The organism is Mesorhizobium sp. M1E.F.Ca.ET.063.01.1.1, from assembly GCF_003998155.1.
Lineage (GTDB): Bacteria > Pseudomonadota > Alphaproteobacteria > Rhizobiales > Rhizobiaceae > Mesorhizobium.
The window spans coordinates 1-4174 of the sequence record NZ_RZSC01000543.1 but is presented as its reverse complement, the minus strand read 5'-3'; the positions used below and the strand labels follow the sequence as shown (position 1 = coordinate 4174).

General features: G+C 65.1%; 4 protein-coding genes. All 4 read left to right on the top strand.

The features are described 5' to 3' along the window. Positions 1–134: 134 nt before the first annotated feature. The 4 genes from EOA29_RS27530 to EOA29_RS27515 all read left to right on the top strand — a co-directional run bounded on the left by EOA29_RS27530 (position 135) and on the right by EOA29_RS27515 (position 3976). Complete coding sequence (locus tag EOA29_RS27530; RefSeq protein WP_126091149.1) at positions 135–1226, top strand: putative zinc-binding metallopeptidase; 1092 nt, start codon at positions 135–137, stop codon at positions 1224–1226. 64 nt (positions 1227–1290) lie between these two features. After that, positions 1291–1899: a DUF1236 domain-containing protein gene (locus tag EOA29_RS27525; protein WP_126091148.1), complete on the top strand. Its 609-nt coding sequence runs from the start codon at positions 1291–1293 to the stop codon at positions 1897–1899. Positions 1900–2054: 155 nt separating this feature from the next. Further along, the gene (locus EOA29_RS27520; protein WP_126091147.1) at positions 2055–3035 is read left to right on the top strand and encodes a CPBP family intramembrane glutamic endopeptidase; all 981 of its coding nucleotides are present in this window, start codon (positions 2055–2057) and stop codon (positions 3033–3035) included. Beyond that, positions 3035–3976, top strand: a complete 942-nt coding sequence (locus EOA29_RS27515) for a glycosyltransferase (RefSeq protein ID WP_126091146.1) — start codon at positions 3035–3037, stop codon at positions 3974–3976. The genes EOA29_RS27520 and EOA29_RS27515 overlap by 1 nt, the downstream gene beginning before the upstream one ends. Positions 3977–4174: the final 198 nt, after the last annotated feature.

The following is a 4174-nucleotide window of genomic DNA, read 5'->3' as shown; positions in this document are numbered from 1 at the left end:
GGCTTTATGGAAGACGTTGATGTCGTGATCATTGGCGCCGGTTCCGCGGACCTTGCGACGAAATAGGATCGGAACGCCGGGCGCCGCACGGCGTTTGCACGAGGCCCGCCCTTGTCCCCATGGGTTGATAGCAGATGAAGCTGTTCGACTGCCCGCATTGCGGCCACCGCCTTTATTTCGAGAACGCCCAATGCCTGAACTGTTCCAGCCTCGTGCTTTATGACCCCGCGCGGGCGCATTTCGTGCTTTCCGACGAGGCCGTTCCATGCGGCAATGCCGACGAATGCGCCTGCAACTGGCAGGCCGAGCCGGACCACGGCTTCTGCCGCGCCTGCGCACTGAACCAGACGATCCCGGACCTGTCGGTGGACGGCAACCGCCAGCGCTGGATCCGCGTCGAGGCGGCGAAGAAACGCGCCGTCTATTCGCTGCTCGCCTTCGGGCTGCCGGTCACGCCCAAGACCGGCCTCGAGGACGAAGCCGGGCTCGCCTTCGATTTCCTTGCCGATCCGATCGGCGGCGGGCCGGGCGGCGAACGCATCCTCACCGGCCACGACAACGGCCTGATCACTCTCAATGTCGCCGAAGCCGATTCCGCCGAGCGGGAACGCAGGCGCGTCGAGATGGGGGAGAATTACCGCACCTTGCTCGGCCATTTCCGCCACGAGCTCGGCCATTATTACTGGGACCGGCTGATCCGCGACGATCCCGGGCGGCTCTCGGCCTTCCGCGCCCTCTTCGGCGACGAGCAGGCCGACTACGAGCAGGCGCTGAAGGCCTACTACGCCAACGGCTCGCCGGCAGACTGGGAGCAGCGGCACATCTCGGCCTACGCGACGTCCCATCCATGGGAGGACTGGGCGGAAACCTGGGCCCATTATCTGCATATCACCGACACGCTGGAGATGGTGCATGCGCTGAATTTCCCGCTCGGCCGGCTGGAGACGGTGGAGGCCGGCGCCCTGCCCCACGGTGACACGGGTGGAAAGCTTCAGGCGGCTCCGGCCGAGCCAACCCCACCGCCCGAGCCCTTCGAGAAGGTACTGGCCCGCTGGCTGGTGCTGTCGGAGGCCTCCAATTCGATCAACCGCTGCATGGGGCTGCCCGATCTCTATCCTTTCGTCATTTCGGACGTGACTGCGCAAAAACTGGCCTTCGTCCATGCGCTTTTGACCGGGCTGCCGAAAGAAGGTGGAACAATTCGTGAGCCGGCGACGGCATTTTAGCCGGAACGCATGAGGCCTGGTTTCGTTTTCGAGCCCGAGGGAGCGTTGAAAACGGAGAGAAACCATGAAACTCGTATTGTTTCCGGCGCTTGCCGGCGCGCTGCTCGCCATGTCGGGCGCGGCCCTTGCCGACACGCCGGTCTCGGCCGTGGCCGATTTGAATGTCCGCGCCGGCCCGGGCCCGCAATATCCTGTGATCGGCGTGCTCGCGGCCGGCCAGTCGGCAACGCTCACCGGCTGCATCGCGAACAGCAAATGGTGCACCATCGCCGAAGCTGGCGGCAATGGCTGGGTCTATTCCGACTATGTGACGGGTGATTTCGGCGGCAGCCGCGTGGTGCTCACGCGCCGGCCGGCCGATGCCGGCATCGCCGTGGTGTCACCGCCGGCCGACGACGTCTATTCGCAGGACGACTATACCGGCGGCATCGTTTCGGGCGATGCGGATGCGATCGAGCCGATCGCCAGGCCGCCGGCCGAGGTGGGCACCTACGTCGCCACGCATCGGGTCGACCCGGTCTATCTCGAAGGCGAAGTGGTGACGGGCGCCACGCTGCCCGACACGGTCGAGTTGCGCGAGATCCCCGACTACAACTACCGCTACGTCTATGTGAACAACCAGCCGGCGCTGGTCGATCCGGGCACGCGACGCATCGTCTATGTGATGCGCTGATCAGGTGGATTGTGGTGGAAAGCGGCCGCCTGATGAGCGGCCGTTTTTTTAGCGACTCGGAACGGTAACCCTTTCCACTATCCGCAAGGACGATTGCGCCGAAAACGCCAATCCCCTAGATCATGCGACCGGAAGGGTTGGGGCAGGGGACCCGCGTGACCGTCGACAATGCCGCCTTCGAGCGCTACCGCCGCTCGCCGAACCAAAAAACCACTCCGCTCCGGCTTCTGCTGGGAACGGCGATCGTGGTTTTCTTCTGGCTCGCCATGACGTTCGTCGTGCTCGTCGCCGGCACCTACGCCTTCCTCGTTCTGCGTCTTCCCGGTCCGTCGACCGGACAGCCGATCCAGGATTTCCTCGCTTCGCCCATCGGCATTCTTACCGCGCTGGGGTCGTTTGCCGGCATCTGGATCGGTCTCTGGGTGGCGATGCGATTCGTGCATGGCGAGCCGCTCTCGGCGCTGATCGGCGCCAGCCGCCGCATCTCGCGCGGCGGTTTCCTCAAAGGCCTGGTCGCGGTCCTGATCACCTCGCTGTTCTCGGAGGTCCTGCTCTATTGGCTGCAGCCGGAGATCGCGCGCGGATCGATCGCGTTCTCGTCCTGGCTGCTCTTCCTCGTCCCGATCGTGCTGCTTACCTTTCTGCAGACGTCCTCGGAGGAGGCGCTGTTCCGCGGCTATCTGCTGCGCGGCCTCGCCAGCAGATTCGCCAGCCCGCTGATTTGGGCGGCGCTGCCGGGGCTTCTGTTCACCGCGCTGCATTGGAGCTCCGCCTCGACGCTCGCCATCAATGCCTGCGTGCTGGTTTCGATCGCCACCTTCGCGCTGCTTTTGACCCTTTTGGTCTATGTGACCGGCAATCTCAGCGCTGCCTTCGGCGCCCATCTCGGCAACAACCTAACCGGCTTCCTGCTGATCTCGCACCAGGAGAGCTACAACTCCTTCGCCCTGTTCAACGCCAAGCCGCTCGAGGGCCCGGGCTGGACGAATTCGGACGCCGTTCTCATCGCCGCGATCGGCATCGCAAGCACCTTGCTGACGATGCTCCTGTTTCTGCATCGCCGCTCGCCACTGAAGATCGGGCCGGACGGACCAGACAGGATCACGGTCGATCAAAAAGCCGATGGGCTCACCTGATGCGCATCACGCTGGTGGCGGAACAGGCCATTCCCTGCAAAGGCTATGGCGGCACCGAGCGGCAGGTCGACTGGCTGGCCAAAGAACTTTCTCGCCTCGGCCACCGGGTCGTCCTGATCGCCGGTCGCGGCTCGAGCCATCCGCTTTGCGAGGTGCGGCATGCGTCCTCGGCGGCCGAATGCCGCGCCGCGATCCCTGCCGATACCGACATCGTGCACTTCAATGGCTGGTACATCGATACGTCGCGTCCGGCGCTCTACACGATGCACGGCTTTGCCCCGGGATTCCCGCGGCGGGAGCAGAACTGGAGCTTCGTCAGCGCCAACCATGCGCGCAACCACGGGCGGGAAACCTTCGTCTACAACGGCTTTCCGATCGATGCCTATCGGCTGTCCGCCGCCAAGACGAACCGGCTGCTGTTTCTGGCCGGCATCGCCCGCGCCGCCAAGAACCTCAACCGGGCCGTCGATCTCGCCAGGGCTTTCGATTTCCAGCTCGACATCGCCGGCGGCCCGCGCTGGCAGCTCCTGCTGCGCTCGAAGGTTCGCCGCCAGGGCGTCTTCTTCAAGAGCCTGGGCCGCCGTTTCCGTTTCCACGGCACCATCGACGGCGATGAGAAGCTGCGCCTGCTCGGCGAGGCCAAGGCCTTCCTCAACCCGATCGCCTGGGAAGAGCCGTTCGGCATGGCGCCGGTCGAGGCCATGCTGTGCGGCACGCCGGTGCTGACCACGCCGCGCGGCGCGCTGCCGGAAATCGTCGACGACGCCACCGGACGCTTCTTCGACACCGATGCCGAGTTCGCGCAAGCCTTGGCCGACATCGCCGCGCTTTCGCCCGAGCGGTGTCGGGAATCCGCCGCCGACCGTTTTCCCATGGCGAAGACGGCACAAGGCTATCTCGAGCTTTACCGGCGCATTCTGGAGGGGGAGAGGCTGGCTTGAGCCGGGCGGGCTCCTCCTTCTCCCCTTGTGGGGTGAGAAGCGGTCCGCACAGCGGACGAAAAGCCAACTGCTTGGCTTTTCGAGCTTCGAACGCCCGGAGCTTGCGACGGGCCGGGCGGTGGATCGGCGCGCAGCGCCGAGACGGATGAGGGTGCTGGAAGGAATGAGACGCTGGCGTTCCCTGGAACACCCCTCATC